The sequence below is a fragment of the Cohnella sp. GCM10012308 genome, assembly GCF_042649185.1.
In the GTDB taxonomy this organism is placed as follows: domain Bacteria; phylum Bacillota; class Bacilli; order Paenibacillales; family Paenibacillaceae; genus Cohnella.
This window is the reverse complement of sequence record NZ_JBHRYU010000003.1, coordinates 286349-307726: the sequence shown is the minus strand read 5'-3', so window position 1 is coordinate 307726 and position 21378 is coordinate 286349. Positions and strand designations below refer to the sequence as shown.

The 21378-nt window shown below is 61.0% G+C and carries 12 protein-coding genes; 9 read left to right on the top strand and 3 right to left on the bottom strand.

The window, feature by feature from the left end:
* Position 1 precedes the first annotated feature (1 nt).
* A complete protein-coding gene (locus ACFOTD_RS06635) occupies positions 2–610 on the bottom strand; it encodes a TetR/AcrR family transcriptional regulator (protein ID WP_378116943.1) in 609 nt (202 codons plus the stop codon).
* A 344-nt stretch (positions 611–954) separates the two neighbouring features.
* Here ACFOTD_RS06635 and ACFOTD_RS06630 point away from each other — a divergent pair, with 344 nt between their 5' ends.
* Positions 955–2571 (top strand): response regulator, encoded by a 1617-nt coding sequence (locus tag ACFOTD_RS06630; protein WP_378116941.1) that lies wholly within the window; start codon positions 955–957, stop codon positions 2569–2571.
* The gene (locus ACFOTD_RS06625) at positions 2568–4382 is read left to right on the top strand and encodes a cache domain-containing sensor histidine kinase (RefSeq protein WP_378116939.1); all 1815 of its coding nucleotides are present in this window, start codon (positions 2568–2570) and stop codon (positions 4380–4382) included. The genes ACFOTD_RS06630 and ACFOTD_RS06625 overlap by 4 nt, the downstream gene beginning before the upstream one ends.
* 84 nt (positions 4383–4466) lie before the next feature.
* Here ACFOTD_RS06625 and ACFOTD_RS06620 read toward each other — a convergent pair whose 3' ends face one another.
* Positions 4467–8399: a malectin domain-containing carbohydrate-binding protein gene (locus ACFOTD_RS06620; protein ID WP_378116937.1), complete on the bottom strand. Its 3933-nt coding sequence runs from the start codon at positions 8397–8399 to the stop codon at positions 4467–4469.
* Positions 8400–8637: 238 nt separating this feature from the next.
* On the opposite strand from ACFOTD_RS06620, the gene ACFOTD_RS06615 reads away from it, so the two are divergent.
* The 7 genes from ACFOTD_RS06615 (at position 8638) to ACFOTD_RS06585 (ending at position 20266) form a co-directional block, all read left to right on the top strand.
* A complete protein-coding gene (locus ACFOTD_RS06615; protein WP_378116935.1) occupies positions 8638–9543 on the top strand; it encodes an ABC transporter permease in 906 nt (301 codons plus the stop codon).
* Positions 9540–10427: a carbohydrate ABC transporter permease gene (locus ACFOTD_RS06610; protein ID WP_378116933.1), complete on the top strand. Its 888-nt coding sequence runs from the start codon at positions 9540–9542 to the stop codon at positions 10425–10427. The genes ACFOTD_RS06615 and ACFOTD_RS06610 overlap by 4 nt, the downstream gene beginning before the upstream one ends.
* A 60-nt stretch (positions 10428–10487) precedes the next feature.
* Complete coding sequence (locus ACFOTD_RS06605; protein ID WP_378116930.1) at positions 10488–12116, top strand: type 2 periplasmic-binding domain-containing protein; 1629 nt, start codon at positions 10488–10490, stop codon at positions 12114–12116.
* A gap of 72 nt (positions 12117–12188) precedes the next feature.
* A complete protein-coding gene (locus tag ACFOTD_RS06600) occupies positions 12189–14828 on the top strand; it encodes a glycoside hydrolase family 2 protein (RefSeq protein ID WP_378116928.1) in 2640 nt (879 codons plus the stop codon).
* 24 nt (positions 14829–14852) lie between these two features.
* Entirely contained in the window at positions 14853–16124 is a 1272-nt protein-coding gene (locus ACFOTD_RS06595; protein WP_378116926.1) for a sialidase family protein, read from the top strand.
* A 21-nt stretch (positions 16125–16145) separates the two neighbouring features.
* Positions 16146–19058 (top strand): alpha-mannosidase, encoded by a 2913-nt coding sequence (locus tag ACFOTD_RS06590; protein WP_378116924.1) that lies wholly within the window; start codon positions 16146–16148, stop codon positions 19056–19058.
* A 95-nt stretch (positions 19059–19153) separates the two neighbouring features.
* On the top strand, positions 19154–20266 hold the full coding sequence (locus ACFOTD_RS06585) for a discoidin domain-containing protein (protein WP_378116922.1): 1113 nt from the start codon (positions 19154–19156) through the stop codon (positions 20264–20266).
* 92 nt (positions 20267–20358) lie between these two features.
* Here ACFOTD_RS06585 and hprK read toward each other — a convergent pair whose 3' ends face one another.
* A complete protein-coding gene (gene hprK / locus ACFOTD_RS06580; protein WP_378116920.1) occupies positions 20359–21273 on the bottom strand; it encodes an HPr(Ser) kinase/phosphatase in 915 nt (304 codons plus the stop codon).
* Positions 21274–21378: the final 105 nt, after the last annotated feature.

Genomic DNA, 21378 nt, shown 5'->3' with positions numbered 1-21378 from the left:
CTCACAACCTCCGCCTAATGCTCCGCAGCAGCAGCCGCAGCGCGAGGTCCGCGGTGCCGGAAGTCAGCTCGGGCGTATCGGGGATATCGTGCAGCGAGAGACCCTCCATCAGGGAGACGTAGATCAGCGCCAGCTCCATCGGATCGCCGGGCACCATGTCGCCCGCCGACTGCCCCTGCTCGATAATGGCCGCCATCGGCCTGAGGTTGTCGATGAACTTGGCGCTGACCGCCTGCTTGAGGCGGGCCGGCACGGCCTCGGAGGTGCGCGCGTACTGGAGCAGGATGGTGATCGCCCATTCCCGCTTGGCGATCCACTGCTCGGTGTACCAGACGAGCTTGTCCACCGGCGAGCCGGACAGCGCCAGCGCTTCTTCGACAAAATCGCGGTATTGCTGCTGTCCGCGGTGAACGAGCGCCTCGAAGATCTCTTCCTTCGAGACGAAATATTTATAGACGTTGCCGACACTGACGCCGGCGGTCTCGGCGATGTCCGCCACCTTCGTGCCGGACAGTCCGCGCCTCGCGATGACCGTCAGCGCAGAATCGAGAATCTGGCTGGTGCGGGCCTCGCGCAGTTGTCTGTCTCTGGCCGGATTTCTGGGTGACACGGCGGCGTTCGAACCTCCTCGGCTTGCTTCGTTTTTTTCATCATAACGGGAACCGGGACGAACTTCCACTGGATAGCGGGACAACGAGGCCGCGGTAGAGGCTTGCGGCCGGGCAGTCTCTGCTGGCGCGCATTCCCTGCCGAGGAATAGTCATTGCCGGCGCGCAGTCTCCTACTTTTATAGAATCCCGATGATTTCGTGTAGAATTCTGCATTACGATGCAAGCGGCCACCCTCCACAATGGAGGTGATACGACCGCGTCATTCGTCGGCAAGCCATCGTAGGCATCGCCAGGGACGCATGCTACACTGTGAGGAAGACACCAAGAGAAAGAGGGAGTCCGTATGCTCAAAGTCGTCGTCGCGGATGACGAGAAAATACAGCGGGAGGGCATCGCCCGGCACATCCCCTGGCAGGAGCTGCAGCTGGAGCTGGCGGGCTGCGCGAAGGACGGCCGCGAGGCGCTGGCGCTCATGGAGCTTCAGGGCGCGGACATTCTGATCACCGACATCCGCATGCCCGGCATGGGCGGACTGGAGCTGTGCGCCAGCGCGCGGGAGCTGTACCCCGAACTCCAGATCATGATCATCAGCGGGTACGACGAATTCGAATACGCCCGGGCGGCGATCGAGCTGAATGCGTATTCCTTCATGCTCAAGCCGATCAACATCCGGCAGCTGGCGGAGAAGCTGGGGAAGCTGGCAATCCAGCTCGAGCAGCATCGCCGGTCCGAGGCCGATCTGGCCGCGATGCATCGGCAGCTGGAGGAGAGCCGGCCGCTGCTTCTGGACAAGTTTGCCAAGGATCTGCTATTCGGACGCTTGCGGCATGAGGACACCATAGCCAATCGCGCGCAGACGCTTTCGTTTTCCATACCTGAAAGCGGTTGCAGCGTGGTGCTCATCCAATTGGAGGATATCCCGAAGGAGGACGTATCGCGGACGGCGCACCAGCTGCTGATGCTGGAGCTACAGCGCGACCTGTCGGAGCTGCTCGCTCCCGGCAACCGGGGGATGGCGTTTCTGTCCGGGGAGGATGAGCTGATCGCGCTCCTTTTCCACGAATCTCCGGACGAACAGGCGCTGTCGCTTCAGCTGGAGGCGCTGCGGACCTGTCTGCACAGCAGATTCCCTCGCCGGGCGACGATCAGCGCAAGCGGCGTCAAGCGGACGTTCGCCGAGTTGGAGGACGGTTATCGGGAGGCGGAGGCGGCTTCCAGACAGAAGTTCTACCTGGGAAAAGGCAGCACGATCCGCTATGCGGACTTCGACGCCGACACGCTGCCGCCCGCCAGTCTGGCCGGGGCCGTGGAGCGATTGATGGCGGACGTCGGGACGGGACAGCAAGCGAGGATTGCCGAGCAGCTCGACGAGATTCTCCGTCATATCCCCTATTCCGCGGGGATCGGGGCGCATGCGCTCCGCTCGTTCGGCTTTCAGATCGTCAGCGACATCTACAAGCAGGCGTTCGCCATGAACGTGCAGATCGACGCCGTCTTCGGGGAGAACGCGCTGCTGTGGGAATCCGTCGCCGCCTTCGATACCGTTCCCGAGGCCCGCGAGTGGCTGACGGAAGCATTGACGACGCTTGCCACGCACGTTTACGGCAAACGCTCGCGCAAGCACGCCGACGTGGTCGATACGATCCTTGACGTGCTCGACAACCGCTACGGAGAGCCGATCACCATCGAAGAGCTGGCTAAGAAGGTTTTTCTGACGCCGAATTATATATGCAATATCTTCAAGGAAAACGTCGGCGAGAGCATCATCGACTATCTGACCAAGGTCCGGATGAAGCAAGCCAAGGCGCTCTTGATCGGCACGCGCTGCAAGATTTACGAGGTCGCGGAGCAGACGGGCTTTAACAATACGTCGTACTTCAGCTCCGTCTTCAAGGGCATGTTCGGCGTCAGCCCCAAGGAATTCAGGGAAGTCGGCTATGCGGAGAGCGGGAACGCATGAGCAGGAGCGGCATGAGCCTGAAGTACAAAATGATTTTCAGCTACGGCCTGCTCATCGTCTTTGCCGTCTTGTCGGCAGGCACGTTCTCTTACACGAAGATCGAGAAATACATCTTCAAGCAGGCGACCGTATCCTACGCGCAGACGCTGGAGCAGTTCGAGCTGAACATCGAGGACAAGCTGAACACCTATTACGAATTGCTCAATCAAATCGCCAACAACAAAGAAATTACGCTGGCGCTGTCCCATAATTACGGTTCTCCGGCCGATTTCTCGTACGAATTTCTCAATACGATCTCGCAAGCCTACTCCATCAAAGAGACCGACCTGACCAACAACGTGCTGGACCTGCTGATCTTCAAATCCAACGACACGTTGCCGGAGGTTAGCGGGAAGCTGCTGGACGAGCAGCGAATTCTGGATACCTGGTGGTACAAGAAGTATCTGGCCTGGGACGGCAAGCGGACGGTGAACGACTATATCCGGCTGTCCCAGACGAAGATCTGGTTCGTGACGGACGAAGTGATCCAGCGGCGTTACAGCACCGGGCCGGAGCAGCCCGTGCCGCTGACGAAGCTGGCGGTCGTGAAGCCGATCATTTTGAATTTCGAGTCGCTCGTCGGCGTGCTTGAAATGTATATCCGTTACGAAGCGCTGTTCGGGGAGACGCAGGTGACGGGGGAGCAGGCAGGAGACCGGTTCTTCGTGGCGGACCAGCAAGACGGCGTGATCTTCGACAGCCTGTCGCCGGGAGCGGGCACGCAGGCAGCTCTGGATTCGGTGTATCTGGAAAAAATGGCGGGGATGGAGTCGGGCAGCTTCACCCTGCGCAAGGACGGAAAGGACAGCCTGATCCTCTTCAAGCGCGGAGAACGCTCGGAGTGGACCTATTTTCGCGAGATGCCCCGGAAAAATCTGCTCTCCAACGCTAATGCGGTCAGGCAGTTCACGTTCGTCATCGCCTCGATCAGCATCGTCATCTCGATCCTGATCGCCGTCGCGATCGGCAGCCGGCTGTCCAGAAGAATCTCGATCCTCTCCAGGACGATGGAGCAGGTGGCGGACCTGTCTCTCGATACGCACGTGGTCATCGACGGCAGGGACGAGATCAACAAGCTGTCCCAAAACTATAACCGTATGATGCGGCGGATCCGCGAGCTGGTGGAGCAGCTGACGGCGAGCCAGCAGATACAGCGGGAAGCGGAGATGAAGGCGCTGCAGGCGCAGATCAATCCCCATTTTCTCTACAATACGCTCGCTACGATCAACTGGATGGCGCTGGACCATGAGAACGAGAAGATCGTCTCGATGGTCGAGAATCTGTCCGCTTTTTACAGGCTGTCCCTCAACAGCGGGCGTCCCTATCTGACCGTCGCCGAGGAAGTGCGGCAGGTTCAGGCCTATATGAACATCCAGAAGATCCGTCTGGAGGACGAGATCCGGGAAGTCTACGAGGTGGCGGACGACATCCTTCGCTTGTACGTGCCCAAGCTGATCCTGCAGCCGTTCGTCGAAAATGCCGTTCTGCACGGCGTGCAATCCGGCCCGGGGCCGATGACGGTGACGATCAGAGGTTATCTCTCCGAAGGGACGGTCGTGCTGGAGGTCGAAGACGACGGCGCCGGCATGGAGGACGTCCCGATCCCAAGCCAATACCTGGCCATGGGCGGTTACGGGATCCGCAACGTCCATGAGAAGATCCAACTGAGCTACGGCAGCGAGTACGGGGTGAAAATTAAAAGCGTGCCCGGCCGGGGGACGACCGTCACGATCACGATTCCCGCCGTCGATGCGCCGCCTTCCGAGCCATAATCGACGCAGCCAACAGCTAAGCCTGCCTGCCGACCGGGAAACCCGGTAAGCAGGCAGGCTTGTTTTTTACCGCGATTGGGCCGCTTATTTCGTTCGCATCACCGCGATGCCGTTCACCTGGGCATTTCCGGTCTGACCCGCGAAGTTCAGGTTCAGCTGTCCGTCCGTCACCGGCACCTCGAAGGTGTATGGCTTGCCCTTGTTGGCGCCGGAGAACATCTTGTACATATCGAAGCCGGACAGGATGTCAGCGCCCTCGGCCTGCAGCCTGAATGTCCGCTGACCGGACTGGGTCGCCGACAGCTCGGCGAAGAGCAGCGTGACCTGATAGGTGCCGCTGGCGACGTCGAAGGCGTAGTTAAAGGCGCTGCCCGACCGCGCTGTCTGATACAAGGCGGCGTCGTACCCGGTCCCGGTCACCGCCGATCCGGCAGTAACGGCGGTCGTACCCGTTGAGTAGCCCCACGCGCCCGAAGCGTAAGCCTGATCGGCCGACCAGACGGCGCCGGCAGAATCCGTATACGCGGCTGCGCTGCCGACGTTCACGCGCTTCACGTAGCTGCCGGTCAGCGCCACGTTCAAGGTCAGCTTGTCGCCGAACGGCACGCCGTTCTTGGCCATCTGCACCTCGAACGTGGCCGAGGTGCCCGTCGTCGGCGCTTCGATGACGAAGCCGTACGTCTCGAACTGATAGCGCGCGCCCTGTCCGATCTGCAGGCCCGCCCCCATCGAGACGCGCTGCGCGCCGGGCAGCGTGCCCGTGCCGCCGTCCTGGCCGAAGTCGACGATCTTGAACTTGTTGTTGGCGGTCGTGATCAACTGATACTGATCGGCGGCCGACCATACCGTGCTTCCGGCGTTGCGGAATTCCACGGAGATTCGCTTGGTCGAGCCTTGCGACATCGTCAGCGGCACGGTATGAGCGACGACTGCGGCGTTGTCCCCGCTGCCGACCGTAATCGTGTAGGTAATCGGCTTGTTGAAGAAGGCGTCGCCGTCCCGGACCATATCGAGCGCCAGGACATGCGCGCCCGGCGTGGAAGGCGCGGTGATGTTGAACGTGAACGACTGGCTGCCCTCGGGCGCGACCGGGCGGGCGGCGTTCAGGTAGGCTCGCTGGTCGACGAGGCTGTTGCTGTAGCCGCCGTCCGCGAAGCCGCCGAAGGCGAATTCGTTGGCCGGCCCCGACGTTTTTGCGGCGAGCCTATACAAATTGGCTGCGGTCCAGGTCTCGGTGCCGACGTTTTTGACGCTGACCGTGACCCGCCGGGTCTCCCCGGGCGCCATATAAGCCGGCACCGTCGACGCCACTGCGGCGGCGTCCTTGCCGATGCGTCCCGATGGCACGACGTTAATCTCCTTCTCGAACGCGCTGCCGAAGAAGCCGGTCCCGTCGTGCACCATCTGGCCGGACAGCACGTACTTGCCGCGCTTGGCCGGCGCCGCGACGGTGAACGAGAACGTCTTGCTCTGCCCGGGGGCGATCGCGTCGGAGGCGCCCAGGTAGGCGCGCTGATCGCTCTCGGAGCTGCTATAGCCGCCCGATGAACCGAAGCCGCCCCAGATCACGGAATTAGGCGTCCACAGCTTGTGCTGCAGTCCCTTGGACAGCGCGGCCAGACGAATATTGCCTGCTGCCGTCCAGGTGGTGCTGCCGACGTTTTTGACGGTGACCGTCACCGTGCCAGTCGCGCCTTCCGCAAGCTCGGCCGGCGCAGTCACGGCAGTGACGATGCCTTGATCCCCGCTGGCGGCTACGACCGTGACCGGGTGCGAGTAGAGGCTGCCCAGCCAGGCGGCGCCCTCCTTCACCATCTGCGCCTGGAACTGGGCGACGCCCGGCGTCGAAGGCGCCGTCACCTGGAAGCGGAACGTCTTCGTCCCCTGCGGCGCGATGCTCTCGCCCGGATTCAGCAGGATACGCTGGCTGCCGATCGTACCCGGAGACTCGATGAGCGACGGAGCGGCCGGATTTTTCCACGCGAACGCGCTGCCCGTAAAGTCGCCGAGCTTGAACGGATTCGTGCCGGTCGGCACCCAGGTCGTGCTGCCGACGTTGCGGACGGTGACGGAGACATCGTAGTCCTGGCCGGCGACCATCCGGTCCGGCATGTCGGACGACAGCACGATGCCGTCGTCCGCGACGCCTCGTTTGGCTTGACGGATCAGCGAGAAAAAGGAATACGGATCGACCGCTTCGAACTGGTAGCCGGGCTGATCCGCCTTCATTTTCGCATACACCTTGTTGATAAAGGACGGCATGGCGAACGCGGAGCGGACGACGAGGAAGTTCGGCGCGCCGCCCAATCCCGTAAACTTGGCGGCGGCAAGGCCCTCGAGGCCGAGCGCGGTGCCGTTCACGTCGGCGTTGCCCATGCCGTACATCTCGCCCACCGCCATGTTGCCGTTGCGCACGGCCGGAACGGTGCCGGACAGCTGGCCGTCCCAGCCGTTGATGCCGTCGGCGCTGAAGTTGGAATACAGCTTCTCTACCGCATTGGAGAGCGTGCCGCCGTTGCCGTTCAGCACGAAGCCGGACATCGTGTAGCCCGCCTTTTTGTACATCAGCTCGTTCCACTGCTGCCAGATGCCCGCGTCCGGCAGGAGCGTCGGATTGGCATAGCCCGCCCCGGATGCGCCGGCGACGAAGTAGTCGTTGGGCGTGGCCGTATCGTACAGGTACTGGGCGATATCGGGGTAATCGACCGTCATATTGGGGACGATGCCCCAGGCCAGCGGGACCGTGCCCCGCTGCTTGTCCTCCCATAAGTAAGGCAAGGTCTGGTGCGCCGTGCCGCCGTCGTGGTCTCCCATATAGAAGAGCACGTACGTCTTGTTCGCGAGCGTCGTCCTGGCCGGCGCGGCGGGCGGATTGGCGAGCTGCTTGCCGACGGGCGCCCAGCTGTGGAAGGACGCGTTCATGTAGCCGAGCGTATCCATGATGCTCGACATCTGCGCGTTGTAGCCGGAGATGATCTCGGCCAGCTTCCATTCGCCGTCCACCTCGCTGTGCGTCCCGCGGGACTGGAAGGTCGAGTACTTGTCCCACCACGGGAAGAAGCCGACGATCTCGATCGGCCAGTACTTCCCGTACTGATTGTAGGAAGAGGACAGGATGCTCTTAAAGACGGACAGATCGTTGCCCAGCGTCTGCTCGGGCGCGTCGTTCGGCTTCTCGTCCGGCCACACGGACAAGTCGAAGGCAAAGCCCTTGTTCTTGACGACGTAGTCACGGGACACGCCGTAGTTGAGGGCGCTCGTGCTGTTCGGCTGGCTGCTGAAGCTGTCCTCGATATAATCGAGCAGCCCCGGATTGACGAGCCCCGTGTCCAGATAGGCCGCTTTTGCCCACAGGTAGGCATCCGTTTTTGCGTTGGCGCCCGCAAATTTGCCCGTCAGATCGCAAGGGCCGGTCAACGGGGCAGCCGGGCAGCCCGTGCTCACCGACATGCCGCCGGTTGTCGTCAGCCGCTGGTACAAGGTACCGCCGGACATGACGATCGGGGCGCGCTTCACGCCGGCCATCGTCGTCGCGACGTTGACGGTCGCCATCACGTTCGGATCCCATACGATCAGCCCGTTCAGATCGCCGGCGAAGATCGTGACGAGATTGACGAGCGCGTCGTAGATATCCGTGCCGGCGACAGGCGTGATGATCGCCTCGCTCAGCCATTGCCCCTTCTGGGTGAACTTGTCCAGCCAGTAGGTATTGATGGCCGCGGTATCGGTGTTCGTCACGTACGGGAGCGCGGGGGACGTATTATAGTTGCGTACGTAGAGGCGCGGCCCCTTCTGGTTCACGATGCCCTGCAGCGTGCCGACGAACGTCTGGATATCGAAGCCGTCCGCCCGGCGCTGAGGATCGGGGTATTGCTGGAGGTCGAACACGTACAGCTGCGAGCCGAGCGGCGCGGCCTCGGCGGCCTTCGGCCGCTCGAGTCCCCCGAGCATAGGCAGTATAACGATCAAGCAGAGCAGGACATGGACAAGCTTGTGAATAGGGCGTTTCGAGAGCAACGTTCACCACTCCTTCATTTTTTAAAAGCGCTTACAAGGCGGACTATAACGCATCTTGCCGCAACAAAACATAGGCGATTCTACAGAAAAACTGCATTTTTCTATAAAGATACGATACGCCGCACCTATCGTATAATTTTTGCTTTTTTCTGTAGAATCCTTGATTTTCAAGGCCATGCCCACGCCGTAAACTAAAGGCCATGGAAGCGTTCACAGAATGGCATAAAGGGGTTTTGGCATGCGCAAGGAAATATGGAACGACCGCTATCTGTACCTGTTCGTGATCCCGGGCGTCATCTGGTTTCTCATATTTTGTTATCAACCGATGTACGGCCTGCTGATCGCCTTCAAGGATTACGACATCGTCAAAGGCGTGTTCGACAGCGAATGGGTGGGCCTCAAGTACTTCAAGGACTTCTTCAACGATTACAACTTCAATTCCATTATGATCAACACGATCGCCATCAGCCTGCTCAAGCTCGTCATCGGCTTTCCTGCGCCGATCATTCTGGCGCTGATGCTGAACGAGGTGCGCACAAGGGCGTTCAAGCGGCTGACGCAGACGATCTCCTACCTGCCCTTCTTCGTCTCGTGGGTCGTCGTGTCGGGCATCTGGTACGAGCTGCTCACCGTCGATCAGGGCGGCATCGTCAACACGCTGCTGATGAAAATCGGGCTGATCCACGAGCCGATCTTCTGGTTCGGCAAGCCGGGGTACTTCTGGGGCCTGGTCGTCGCCTCGGATATATGGAAGGGCATCGGCTGGGGATCGATCATCTATCTGGCCGCGCTGTCGGGCGTCGATGCCGAGCTGTACGAGGCATCCGTGATGGACGGCGCCAACCGCTGGCGGCAGACCTGGCACATCACGCTTCCCGGCATTCGCGGCGCGATCGTCATCCTGTTCATCCTGTCGGTCGGCAGCATCCTGAACGCGGGCTTCGACCAGATCTACGTCATGCAGAATCCGGCCGTGATGGAGCGCGCGGAGATTATCGATACCTATGTCATGACGACGGGGATTTTCAAAGCGAACTATTCGATCGCCACCGCCGTCGGCCTGTTCAAGTCCGTCGTCGGGCTGATCATGCTGCTCCTGGTCAACATGGTCGTCAAACTGCTCGGAGAGGAGGGGGTCGTATGAGGCTCAGCAAAGGTCAGCGCATGTTCTCCGTCGTCAATTACGGTCTCCTGCTCGTATTGAGCTTTTCGATCATATTCCCGTTCTGGCGCATTCTGATGCTGAGCTTTAACGACGGCATCGACTCGCTGCGCGGCGGCATTTACTTCTGGCCCCGCATCGCCACCTGGAACAACTACGAGGTTATTTTCGCCAGGTCGGAGATTATCAACGCTTACCGCATCACGATTATACGAACCGTCGTCGGCACGATCTTCTCGCTTTTTATGACCGCCGTCATGGCCTACGGACTGTCCAAGCGCCATCTGCGGGTCAGGCAGGCCGTCAACGTCCTGATTCTGTTCACCATGTTCTTCAGCGGCGGACTCATCCCGTCCTACTTGCTGCTGAAGGATCTTCACCTTTTGAATACCGTCTGGGTGTACATCGTCCCGAGTCTCTACCAGGCCTGGAACATCATTTTATTCCGCACGTTTTTCCAGCAGCTGCCGCCGAGCCTGGAGGAGTCGGCGAAGCTGGACGGCGCGAACGATCTGACCGTCTTTTTCCGGATTGTCGTGCCGCTCTCGCTGCCGATCTTCGCGACGATCTCCCTGTTCATCGCGGTGGGGCACTGGAACGACTGGTTCTCGGGGACGGTGTACGTCCAGGACCCGCAGCTCGTGCCGCTGCAGACGCTGCTTATGAAGATTATCCGGGAGAACGATTCAACCCAGCTGATCGCCGGGAGCTTGTCCAACGTCTCGCAGAACAGCGTGAAGACGGTCACGAGCTATTCGGTGAAAATGGCCACTTTGGTTGTAACCATCCTGCCTATTGTCTGTCTCTACCCGTTCCTGCAAAGATACTTTGTAAAGGGCGTACTGGTAGGCTCCGTCAAAGGCTGAGATGCTTATATACAATAGCAGTCCCGCATGAATCCAACACAAGATTAGGGGATGAACAGTTTGCAAAAAACGAGAAAAGGATTGGCCGTCGGCATCGTAACCTGCATGGCGGTAAGCATGCTGGCCGCATGCAGCGGAAAAGAGAACAATGCGCAGTCGAGCGCTCCGGCATCTTCATCGTCGGGGACCGGGACGGCTTCCGCCTCCGCCCAGCCGACCCAGCAAGCGCCGCTTAAGTTCACGTATCATTCCTTGTCCCGCGACGTGATTCCGCAAGACAACAACGAGATGTATACGTGGCTGAAGGCGAACAAGAACGTCGACATCAAGGCGGTCGCGGATCCGCAGAAGGACAAGATGCTCGACAAGCTGAACCTGATGCTGGCGAGCGGCGACGTGCCGGACGTGCTGGAGTTCGAGAACGTGGAAGGCGCCGTCGAGATTGCGAAGAAGATGGGCGAGTCGGGACTGGTCATCTCCCTCGACGACTGGCTGGCCAAGTATCCCGACCTGCTGGCCAACCATGACAAAGCCTATGACGACGCGGTATATCGCGACAAAGACGGCAAGATGTACGTGCTGCCGATCAACCTCGCCGCGAAGAAGGGCGTCCAGCTGGCCGATGTCGGCCCGATCGTGCGGGGGGACTGGCTGAAGCAGGTCGGCATGTCCGCGCCGAAGACGACCGACGAGCTGTACGAAGTATTGAAGGCGTTCAAAGACAAGATCCCGGACGTTAACGGCAAGAAGATCATTCCTGCGACCTTCGACGTCTTCCGCCAATATATCGCAGACGCCTGGACGAAGAGTTGGGTGAAGTTCGGCGAAGACGGGAAGCTGGACAGCTACCAATTTACGAATCCGGACATTGAAGGCTACATGGTGTTCATGAACAAGCTGTACCGCGAAGGCCTGCTCGATCCCGAGATGCTCACGCAGCAATCCGATCAGTACATGGAGAAGCTGTCCTCCGGCCGCGTCGGTTACTCGGTACGCATCTATTGGGACATGGACACCGTAAACAAGGCGCTCAAGGCAAACAGCCCGGAGACGCGCTTCGTGCCGGCGCCTCCGCTGACCGTGACGGGCTCGTCCGTCCAGCCCGTCTACGCGAATCCGAGTGACCGCTCGTTCAACTCGCTCGTCATCTCCGCCAAGTTCGCCAAGGATCCCGCGAACGTCGAGCGCTTGATGGAATTCCTGAACTGGAGCGCTTCGCCGGAAGGCACCCAGATGCTGAGGTACGGCGAAGAAGGCAAGTATTACGTCAAAAACGCCGAAGGCTTGCTGGAGAAGACGGACGAAGCGAACAAGGAAAGCGCGGAGCTCAACAACACGTTCCTGCAGCGCACGGGGCTCGACGCATACAACATCCTCAGGATCATCCCGATTCCAAGCGTCGAGGCGAACCCGAGAACCGAGGAATCCAAGCTCGGAACCGAAGTATGGGCGCCTTCCGTCGGCGAGCCGCTGCCGCTGTCGTACCAACTGGTGCCGGCCGGACCGATCGAGCAGCAGAAGTGGGGTTCGATGTGGTCGGAGCTGGATAAATGGACCGCGAAGGCCGTATACGCCAAGTCCGAAGAAGAAGCGCGCAAGGTCACGAAGGAGATGCTCGAAGCGTTCGAGAAAAACGGCGGGCGCGATATCGTGAACGAACGCGTCAAGTCGATGAGCGAATTCAAATAGGGCTTGGAAGGAAGCGGATAGGAGGAGATCCCTCCCGTCCGCTTTTTTCTGTCAGAGGAAGGCGGATACGACATGAAAATGGCATTGAAGGACGGCTGGGAGCTGACAGGATCGTACCCCGGCTTCTGGGCATTCGGACGCAGTATGGAGCTGAACCTGGAGCTGCGGGGCGTCGTGCCCTGGATCCCGGTCGAGGTGCCGAGCAGCGTGCACTGGGAGCTTCATCGCGCGGGCCTGCTGCCCGACCCTTACTACGGCGCGAACGCGCCAGCCTGCGAATGGGTCAACGAGCGGGACTGGCTGTACCGCACTTCGTTCGTCGCCGACGAGGCCTGGCGGGGCAAGCGGGTCCGGCTCGTGCTGGAAGGCGTCGATTATTCGGCCCGCGTGCTGCTGAACGGCGAAGGGCTGGGGGCGCATGCGGGAATGTTCACGCCGGGCGTCTTCGAGCTGTCGGACGCGCTGCGCTACGGCGAGGAGAACAAGCTGGTCGTCGTGCTGGAGAAGTCGCCCGACGGCGTCGCGCAGCTCGGCCATACGGACCGGGTGGATCATCTTAAGAGCAGGTTCGGGTATAGGTGGGATTTCTGCCCGCGGCTCGTGCATGTCGGACTGTGGAAGCCGGTCGTGCTGGACATCGCGGAGTGGTGCGTGCTGGACGACGTTGCGGTCGAGGCGGTGCCTGATGCGGCGGGGGCCGGAAAGACGGAGACCGATCGTGTGGTGTCTGGTTCTGCGGGCGGCAGGACGGCAGATGGCGGAACGGTCGAGGTGCGCGCGGTCGTGGACAGCGAGCGGACGGGCCGATACCGGATCCGCACGGAAGTGTACGATCCTGGGGGCAGGCTTGCGGCTGCGACGGAGACGGAAGGAACCGCCGTAAGGGGGCTGCAGACGGTCCGGCAGGGCATGAGACTGGAGGACGTACGGTTGTGGTGGCCCAATGGATACGGGGAGCAGCCGTTGTACCGGGTCAAGGTGGAGCTGGAGGCGATCCGGGAAGACGATGCGTGGGCGCGTTCGGATGTTTTCGAATGCGCTGCAGGCTTCCGCACGCTCTCCTTCCGCGCCAACCCGGGCGCCCCGGCGGACGCGCTGCCCTATACGGTGGCGGTCAACGACCGTCCGATTTACATCAAGGGCTGGAACTGGGTGCCGCAGGATCAACTGTACGGCAGAGCGCACGAGGCGCAGCTCCGGCACAGGCTGACGCTGGCGCGGCGCGCCAACGTCAACATGCTCCGCGTCTGGGGCGGCGGACTGATCGAGCGGGAGCTGTTCTACGAACTGTGCGACGAATTCGGCATTCTGATCTGGCAGGAGATGATGCAGTCCAGCTCGGGTTTCAACAACGAGCCGGCGGCTTCCCCGTCCTTCCTCCATCTCGTGTCGGCGACGATGCGGCAGGTCATCCGCGAGAAGCGCAACCATCCGTCGCTGGCGATCTGGTGCGGCGGCAACGAGCTCACCGAAGGCGGCCATCTGGACGCGCGGCTCGTGCCGCTCACCGACAAGCATCCCAATCTCCGCCTGCTCCGCGATCTGGTGTCGGATCTCGATTCGTCGCGGCTGTTCCTGCCGAGTTCGTCGTCGGGGCCGACCTTTTTCCTCGATCGGCAGCATAACGGGAAGGGGATCCAGTACGACGTGCACGGGCCGTGGAAATATGCGGGCGCCGCGGACCATTATCGGCTCTACAACACGAGCGACGCGCTGCTGCACAGCGAGTATGGCGGCGACGGGTTCGCCTCGATGGAGAGCATGCGGCGGTTTCTGCCTCCGGAGCTGCTCGATCCGGGGCAGAGCCAGTCCATCGCGTGGCTGCTCCACGGCTATGAGTATTGGAACATGGACGGCCAGCTCGCCGCATTGTTCGGGGGCGGCTGGGATTCGCTCGAGCAGATGGCGATGGCCGCGCAGTGGCTGCAGGCCGAGGGCATCCGGTACGCGGTCGAGGCGAACCGGCGGCGGGCGCCGCACTGCAGCGGGAGCTTGCTCTGGCAGTTCAACGAGCCGTATCCCAACGTCTCGTGCACGAGCGCGGTCGACTACTTCGGCGATCCGAAGCTGGCGTACGGCTGGGTGGCCAAGGCCAACCGCAACCGGCATGTATCGCTGGCGCATGAGGGGCTGTGCTGGCGGGCCGGAGAAGCGTTTAGCGCGACTGCTCATGTGACCGACGAGGGCGAGGGGCTGGACCAGGAGCATCTGACGGTGAAATGGACCGCCTATACGCCAGACGGCAGCTTGCTTGCGCAAGGCGAGTGGGCATTGGGAGAAGCTGAGGGGCTGACAACGAGGGTGGGCGAGTTGGCATTCGTTGTTCCGGAGGCCGGTATGTTTATCATCCGGCTGCGGCTCGAAGGTACGAAGGACGGCGGTTTGAGCGCGGACAACGAATATGTTTTCTCGGTGCAAGGAGACGGGGAGCGTCCGCCGCTGGCGCCGCTCGTTGAAGGGCCGGAGACGAAGCTGACGTGGACGGTCGCCGAGCGGGACGGAAGCACGGTCGTAACGGTCGCGAATGCCGGGGAGACGGCGGCGCTGTGGGTGCGCGTGGCCGGCATTCCGAGCGCGGACGATTGCATGCCGGTGGTGCGTCCGCTGGACGACGGATTTGTGCTGCTGCCGGGCGAGACGGCCGAGCGGACGTTCGACGGCGTCAAGCCGGAGACATGCGCTTGGGAAGCCAAAGCTTTGAATGCGCGATAAGTCTCGCCGAAAAGAGGGATTCATATGGAAGCTTCATCATGGAAGGTAAGACCGGTCGCCAAGCCTCGCTCCAAGGTGTGCGAGTCGCCGGGTCCCGCCGGCATTTATTGCTTCAGCCCGGGCATTCTGACGTTGCCGTCGGGCAGAATCGTCGTCACGATGGACTATGGCGGGCCCGGCATCGAGGGGCTGGCGGGCGTGAAGAAAAAGACGATCGACGGCGTGTTCCAGGGCAACTTGTTTATATCCGACGATGCCGGTTACACCTGGACGCACATTTGCGAGTTTCCCTTTTACCACGCCAGGCCGTTCCAATCCGGCTCGTCTCTGTACGTGCTCGGTCATGCCGACGACCTGATGATCATGCGCTCGGACGACGAGGGTCTGACATGGAGCGAGCCTTGCGCCTTGACGAAAGGGGAGCACTGGCATCAGGCGCCGTGCAACGTGCTTGAAGCGAACGGCCATGTGTACCTCGTCATGGAACGCGTATGCGAGCCGAGCGGGGTGTGGCCGGTCGGCAACATCGCGCCCGTGCTCATGCGGGGCAGGATCGGCGCGGATCTGATGCAAAGGGACAATTGGACGTTCGCGTCGGAGATCATGTTCAAGCAGGCGGTGGATACGGCAAGCCTGAACGACTTCGGCGTGCCGTTCTATGAAGTCGATCCGGTGCATGGCGATCTGGTCGCGCCCGGCCGTCACTGCAGCCCGCCGGGATGGCTCGAAACCAACGTCGTGCAATTCGTCGATCCCGACCATTATTGGACCGATCCGACGGGGCACACGTTCCACCTGTGGATGCGGGCCCATACCGCAGGCACGGGCTACGCCGCGGTTATGAAGGTCGTAGAGCGGGAAGACGGCACGATGACGACGCAGTACGAGACGGTTCCTTCGGGCCGCAGGGCGGTATACGTGCCTTGTCCGGGCGGGCAAATGAAGTTTCACATTTTGTACGATGAGCGCTCGAGGCTGTATTGGCTGCTCAGCACCCAGTCGACGGACAGCATGACGCGGGCGGAGCGACTGCCCGAAGGCCGGTTTCACCTGCCGAACAACGAGCGGCAGCGGCTGCAGCTCCACTTTTCCCGCAATTGCATCGACTGGTGCTTCGCGGCACTTGTGGACGCGGCGGAGCCGGAGCGGGAATCCCGCCACTATGCGTCGATGGCCATTTTCGAAGATGACCTCTATGTATTGAGCCGATCCGGGGACGAACGGGCGAGCGGCTCGCACAACGGAAATATGATTACGTTCCATGTCGTCTCCGGCTTCCGGGATCTGATTTACTAACAGAAAGCAGGGATGAACATCATGTCAGCATCGATCGAACGCCGCCTCCGCCTGCTGCTCGGGGAAGACCCCGGCAACTACTGGGAGAAGACGGCGAACCTTCAACTCGGGTATTGGGGCGAGCGGGCCGTAGGCCAGCTATTTTACGCGTATGAGCTGTCTAAAGTTAACGGCGGCCGATACAATCCGGAAATTGAGGCGGCCTTGTCCGTCGTAGAAGACGGCAAAGCCAAGGACGGCATCGTCGGCCAAGCGACAGCGCTTAGGGTCGAGGAGACGCTTCAGCCGCTGTCGGCGGAGGCGAAGAGCTACGACGTCCTGTGCGTTTCTCATGCGCATATCGACATGAACTGGATGTGGTCGTGGGACGAGACGGTGGCGGTGACGCTGGATACGTTCCGGACGATGCTCGCGCTGATGGACGAATATCCGCAATTCACCTTTTCCCAGTCCCAGGCCGCCATCTACCGCATCGTGGAGCAGTACGCGCCGGATATGCTGGAGGAGATTCGCCGCCGGGTCCGCGAGGGCAGGTGGGAGGTGACGGCTTCGCATTGGGTGGAAGCGGATAAAAATATGCCGAACGGCGAGAGTCTTACCCGCCATCTGCTCTATACGAAGCGTTATCTGGCCAAGCTGTTCGGCCTCGATCCGGATACGCTGAATCTGGACTTCGAGCCGGACACGTTCGGCCACAGCATCAACGTCCCCGAGATTCTCGCCTCCGGCGGCGTGAAGTACTACTACCATTGCCGAGGCAACGAGGCGCCCGCGCTGTACCGCTGGCAATCGCCTTCGGGCAGCTCCATCGTCGTTTACCGCGAACCGACCTGGTACAACGACAGCATTCAGTCGGTGCTCGGCGCTTATGTGCCTTCGGTATGCGGGCAGACTGGCCTGAAAACGTATCTGAACGTCTACGGCGTGGGAGATCACGGCGGCGGTCCGACGAGGCGGGATCTGGAGCGGATCGCGGACATGCAGACTTGGCCGATCTATCCCAAGCTGCGCTTCGGCACGTACGGGGAGTACTTCGCATTGGCGGAAACGATTGCGGATCGGCTCCCGGTCGTGACGGGCGAGCAGAACTTCGTGTTCACCGGCTGTTACACGTCGCAGACCCGAATCAAGACGGCGAACCGCGTAGGCGAGACTGCGCTGTACGAGGCGGAGCTGTTCAATGCGATTGCGGCTGCGGAGGGCGGTGCCGCATATCCCGGCGAGAGCCTGGAGGAAGCTTGGCGCGGCGTGCTGTTTAACCAGTTCCACGATATTCTGCCCGGATCGGGCGTGCTGGAGACGCGGGAGCATGCGCTCGGCTTGTTCCAGAACACGATGGCGAGCGCCAATACGGACCGGAAGCTGGCGCTCGAGAAGATTGCGGCTTCGATCGACACTTCGGCGTTGGCGATTCCAGGAGGCGGCGATAAGTCAAGCGATAGATCCAGCGATAGGTCCAGCAATAGATCCAGTGATAGGTCGGGCGATACGTCCGCCGGCGCAGGCGCTGGCTACGGGGCGAAGTCGTTCCAGGTCACGCAGATCGAACGAGGGGGCGGGAGCACCCGGATCGTGCACGTTTTTAACCCATCGGCCTTCGAGCGCGAGGAAGCGGTCGAGATTCTGCTCTGGGATTGGAATACGCCGGTCAAAACGCTGGCCGTAAAGGACAGCCAGGGCCGGGCGGTGCCGCATCAATGGTTGGACCAGGGCCGCCATTGGTACTGGAATCACGACTTTATGCGGCTGCTCGCTTACGTCAAGCTCCCTGCCTGCGGCTATGCCACTTATACGGTGTCTGAAGGGGAGGCGGAGCTGCGTCCGTTCGTGCCCAACGACCCCCGGCTCGACGAGGAGCAGGTATACGTACTGGAAAACGAGCGGCTGCGGGTGGCGTTCAATCCGATCGATGCGACGGTCACGTCCATGCTCGTCAAGTCGACTGGCGAGGAGCTGGTCGATCCGGCACGCCCGGCGGGCTTGTTCCGATGGATCCAGGAGGATGCCAGCAAGAGCATGACCGCCTGGTGGATCGGCAGATACATGAAGGTGGAGAGCGTCCATCGGGATGTGGTGATCAAAAAAGGGACGTGGGGCGAGGTCCGCCAGTCGCTGCAGTATGAGATGGCTTTCGGCCGCTCCCGGTTGAAGGTTACGGTCTCGCTCGATCGCGACAGTGCCAGGCTGGTGTACGATGTCGAGTGCGACTGGCAGGAGGTCGGGAACGCGGCGTCGGGGATTCCGCAGCTGAACTTTCTGTGGCCCTTCGCTTATCGGAGCGAGGCATACCGCTATGACGTACCGTTCGGCGTCATTGAGCGTCCGGCGCTCGCGCACGACGTGCCGGCCAACCGGTTCGCGCATGCTGTGCCTGCCGGGGCGGGGCAGTCGTCGATTCTGCTGGCGACGAGCAACAAGCACGGCTTCCGCGGAACGGACGACTCGCTCGCCGTCTCGCTCATCCGCAGCTCCTTCGATCCGGACCCGTACCCGGAGCAGGGCAACCACCACAAGTTCACGCTGGCGCTCAGCGTTGTCGGTCTGGATGCTGAGGCGAATCAGGCGAAGTTGATTGAAGCGGCCGCTAGGCTGCAGCATCCGCCGACCGTGCTGTCCGGCACGGCGCATGCCGGCACGCGGCCGCTCGACGGCAGCTTTCTGAAGCTTGCGGCGGGGGCGGCGACCGTGTCGGCGGTGAAGATGCCGGAGGAGCGGAATAGTCCGCAGCGCTGGATCGTGCGCGTCTACGAGTCCGAAGGCCGCCGCGCGGACGTGAAGCTGGCGCTGTCGCGAGAAGTGGCAGAGGCCTGGTGGGTCGACGCTCACGAGCGGCGGTTAGTGCCGGACGGGGAGAAGATCGCGGTCGAGGGCGCGGAAGTTTCGTTCGAGCTCCCGCCTTATGCGGTGAGGGCGCTTTGCGTGGCGTTTGCGTGAGGCGGCGCTCTTCTTCGTCGCCTGCATGAAGGATTTAATAGGCATTGCGGCGAAAGTATCTCTCTCCAAATCAAAAGGAAAGAGAGTCTTTCAATATGATGACATGGCGCAAAGCGTTGGCGCTGCTGGGAATGGCGGCGCTGGTTTGGACGATGCTGGCCTATCCGGCAGATAGCAAGGCGGCGGGGAAGCAGATCGGAGCCTGGTTGTCCGGTTACGAGGGCGATTGGGTGGACAAAGCCTTCGTAGAAGATAAAGACGTTGACGGCACCTTGCAGGTCCGTGTCAATCCGAACGACGGCACCGTTCGGATCAGTTATGAGGCGTGGTGGGGCGAGACGTATACGTTCGAATCGACCGCTCCGATCGCGATTGCGGATGACCGGGCTATGAAGTGGAAGTATTCGTACGTGGATGGAGACGCTCAAGGCTTACACACCTATAAGGGCACCGGAACGGTCGCATTCGGCGCCGGAAAGATCACGGTCGTGTTGAACACGCTGCCGGCCGACCTGAACAAGTTATTCAAAGGCACTAGAACGTTGATACGCGATCCGTACGGCCAGAGAAATTTCTCGTCCGGCGAGGCGATCGCGATCGCGACGGCAGCCTGCAAGTGCAAGCCCTCTGCGCAGGTCCAGGTGGTGCTGCCCGACGGCGATAACGAAGGCAATAAAAACTGGATTTATTATGTTTGGTTTATCGTACGGGACAATTATCGTATCGAATACGAAGTCAATTTGCACAAACGGCAGGCAGAACTGGTGAAGTCGGATTGGGAATACAGATCTTCAGCTAAGGTCGCCAAAGTGACAGCCTCAAGCACGCTGCCGAGCACTAAGACAGCATCCTATAGCGCAGCCAATCTCATCGACCGCGACCCTGCGACTTGCTGGTGTGAAGGCGTGAAGGGGCTGGGCGTCGGCCAGAGCGTGACGCTCTCTTTTGCCAAGAAGACGGAGCTAAGCGGCGTTGCGATCGCGCCAGGCTACGGCAAGTCGGTCGCCTCTTATCTGGATAACGGCAGCGTGAAAAAGGCCAAGCTGCTCTTCTCCGACGGCACGGTCCTCGTGCTCGATCTCACCAAGGAATACAACATCTTTTTCGATGAAAAAGTGAAGGCGTCCAGCGTCAAATTCGTCATTCTCGACGTGACGCCCGGGACCAAGTACGCGGATACGTGCGTGTCCGAGATTCAGTTTTTTTAATCTGATCGCACCGTGCCGCGCCGCGCTTCATGCGAAAAGCCTGCCTATCGCTTCAATAGCGTAAGGCAGGCTTTTTTGACAAGGAGGACGTCTCACTGCATGCTGTTATGAATCCGCTGCATGAACTCCTCCGCGGCGCTGTAGCCGAGCTGCTTGAGGTACCAGTTGTTGGCCGCGGCTTCGATGAGGCCGGCGACGTCGCGCCCGGGCTGCAGCTGGATCTCGATGTACGGGATCTTCACGCCCAGGTAGTCGGAGAACTTGGGCTCCAGCTCCAGCGCGTTGCTGAGCTCTCCGTCCCGCCAGGTCGCCAGCTCGATGTCGAGCACGATGCGCGTCTCGTCCTGGAACGCCCGGCGGCCGTACTGCCGCACGACGTTGATCAGGCCGACGCTGCGCAGCGCAAGGAATTCGCGCGTCGTCTCGTTATGCGAGCCGAGAAGAAGCGACGGGCCAAGCTTCTTGAGGACGACGACGTCGTCCGCGACGAGCCGGTGGCCCCTGCGGATGAGCGTATGCGCCGTCTCGCTTTTGCCGATGCCGGATTTGCCCCGCAGCAGTACGCCGATGCCCGACACGTTTACGCATACGCCGTGAATCGATTGTTCCGGGGCGAGCGCTTTAACCAGATAGCTATCCAGTTTCGCAATGAACTCCGTCGTCGGATCCGCGGTCCGCAGCAGCGGGATGCCTTCCTCGTCGCAGAACTTTTTCAGATAAGGAAACTCCTGCTGGCCCGCGGTCACGATGAAGCAAGGCGGGTGGTACTTGACGATGTTGCCGATATGAAGCAAGCGTTCTTCGACGCTGAGCTGCAGCAAATACGTAATTTCCTTGCGGCCGAGTACCTGCACGCGCTCCATCGGGAAAAATTCGAAGTAGCCGACGAACTCCAGGCCCGGACGATGCGCCCGCGAACGCGAGATCTGCCGGTCCAGGCGGCCGGCGCCTGCCAGCACCTCCAGCTTGAATTGATCCGCGAGACTCTGTACGGTGATGGACTTCACGTGGCCAACCTCCTTTGATTGCGTACGTATGTAACATACTCTACCCGATGTATTCCCCGACGGAAAGGCTTATTCCTGCGAAGTAAGTCACAACGATAGACAGGG

Excerpts from the sequence above, each read along its gene's own strand:
- ACFOTD_RS06630 (WP_378116941.1), top strand. The coding sequence starts at position 955 with ATGCTCAAAGTCGTCGTCGCGGATGACGAGAAAATACAGCGGGAGGGC.
- ACFOTD_RS06625 (WP_378116939.1), top strand. The coding sequence starts at position 2,568 with ATGAGCAGGAGCGGCATGAGCCTGAAGTACAAAATGATTTTCAGCTAC.
- ACFOTD_RS06615 (WP_378116935.1), top strand. The coding sequence starts at position 8,638 with ATGCGCAAGGAAATATGGAACGACCGCTATCTGTACCTGTTCGTGATC.
- ACFOTD_RS06610 (WP_378116933.1), top strand. The coding sequence starts at position 9,540 with ATGAGGCTCAGCAAAGGTCAGCGCATGTTCTCCGTCGTCAATTACGGT.
- ACFOTD_RS06600 (WP_378116928.1), top strand. The coding sequence starts at position 12,189 with ATGAAAATGGCATTGAAGGACGGCTGGGAGCTGACAGGATCGTACCCC.
- ACFOTD_RS06595 (WP_378116926.1), top strand. The coding sequence starts at position 14,853 with ATGGAAGCTTCATCATGGAAGGTAAGACCGGTCGCCAAGCCTCGCTCC.
- ACFOTD_RS06590 (WP_378116924.1), top strand. The coding sequence starts at position 16,146 with ATGTCAGCATCGATCGAACGCCGCCTCCGCCTGCTGCTCGGGGAAGAC.
- ACFOTD_RS06585 (WP_378116922.1), top strand. The coding sequence starts at position 19,154 with ATGATGACATGGCGCAAAGCGTTGGCGCTGCTGGGAATGGCGGCGCTG.